The sequence below is a fragment of the Ruminococcus difficilis genome (genome assembly GCF_016680995.1).
On the sequence record NZ_JAEQMG010000058.1, the window covers coordinates 1 to 1,578 of the forward strand.

Sequence of the window (1,578 nt, forward strand, 5' to 3'; positions counted from 1 at the left end):
AGAGAACCAGCTATCTCCGGGTTCGATTGGAATTTCTCCGCTACCCACAACTCATCCGCTATCATTTCAACGAGAGTCGGTTCGGCCCTCCATAAAGTTTTACCTTTACTTCAGCCTGGTCATGGGTAGGTCACCCGGTTTCGGGTCGAATACATTTGACTTCTTACGCCCTGTTCAGACTCGCTTTCGCTGCGGCTCCACACCTGAAGTGCTTAACCTTGCCAAATACATTCACTCGCCGGACCATTCTACAAAAGGTACCTGATCGTCCATTGAATGACTTTCAGTGCTTGTAAACACAAGGTTTCAGGTTCTCTTTCACTCCCCGCCAGGGGTGCTTTTCACCTTTCCTTCACAGTACTTCTTCACTATCGGTCACCGAGTAGTATTTAGGCTTGGAGGATGGTCCCCCCATCTTCCCACCGGGTTTCACGTGTCCGGCGGTACTCTGGATACAGATGGCTGCTTCGACTTTTCGCCTACAGGATTCTCACCTTCTATGATTGACCTTCCCATGTCATTCGGCTAAATCTTTGCATACCGTGCTCTGTCCGAACCCCGAAGGTATTACTACACTCGGTTTGGCCTCTTCCGCGTTCGCTCGCCACTACTTACGGAATCTCTGTTGATTTCTCTTCCTCGCCCTACTTAGATGTTTCAGTTCAGGCGGTTCCCCTCATATGCCTATGTATTCAGCGTATGATGACAAGACTTTCCTCTTGCCGGATTGCTCCATTCGGAAATCCACGGATATAGCGCCCACTTACGGCTCCCCGTGGCTTATCGCAGTTAGTCACGTCCTTCTTCGGCTCTCGGTGCCAAGGCATTCCCCTTGTGCTCTTTGTAGCTTGACCATTAGTAAGTTATAAGTTATATGTTATAAGTTATAAGAACTTATTACTTATAACTTCTTACTTATAACTTTTATTGAGATATCTTTGGTTCTATTTTTCTTTAAGTTAAGTAACTTTCGTTACAGAGAATAGACTTTCATCTATTTTTTACCCTTTCAGAAATTGCAGTATTTTTTTACCTAGTTTTAATTGAGTTTGTTTGACTAATTAATCTGTTGATAAACAATACTTTTCTCGCATATCTGCTTTTATTCAGTTTTCAAGGTACTTGTTAAATTGAAAATTGAAAGTTGAAAATTGAAAATTAATTTTCCATTTTCCATTTTCCATTTTCAATTTTTTGGTGGGCTTAAGTGGACTCGAACCACCGACCTCCCGCTTATCAGGCGGACGCTCTAACCGGCTGAGCTATAAGCCCATTTTTAAGTTATAAGTAATATGTTATAAGTTATAAGACTTTCTTTCTAACCTTTTCTATTACTTATCACTTTGTGAGTCAATTAAGCCTCTCAGTTACTCGTTATAACTTTGATCATAATTTCTTATAACTTATTTCTTATAACTTATAACTGTTCTGGTGGAGATAAGCGGGATCGAACCGCTGACCCCCTGCTTGCAAAGCAGGTGCTCTCCCAGCTGAGCTATACCCCCATATCTCTTGAAGGTTTTAAGCTTACGCTTAAAAAGGGCCTTCAAAATTAAACAACGAATCGAACGAATTTCG

At 42.0% G+C, this 1,578-nt stretch carries 2 tRNA genes and 1 rRNA gene; all 3 read right to left on the bottom strand.

Annotated features, from left to right (window positions below):
• Positions 1-854: ribosomal RNA gene (locus JKK62_RS07145) — 23S ribosomal RNA — on the bottom strand; the annotation flags it as partial.
• A gap of 341 nt (positions 855-1,195) precedes the next feature.
• Positions 1,196-1,272, bottom strand: a tRNA-Ile gene (locus JKK62_RS07150).
• 157 nt (positions 1,273-1,429) lie between these two features.
• Positions 1,430-1,505 (bottom strand) — tRNA-Ala (locus JKK62_RS07155).
• Positions 1,506-1,578 lie beyond the last annotated feature (73 nt).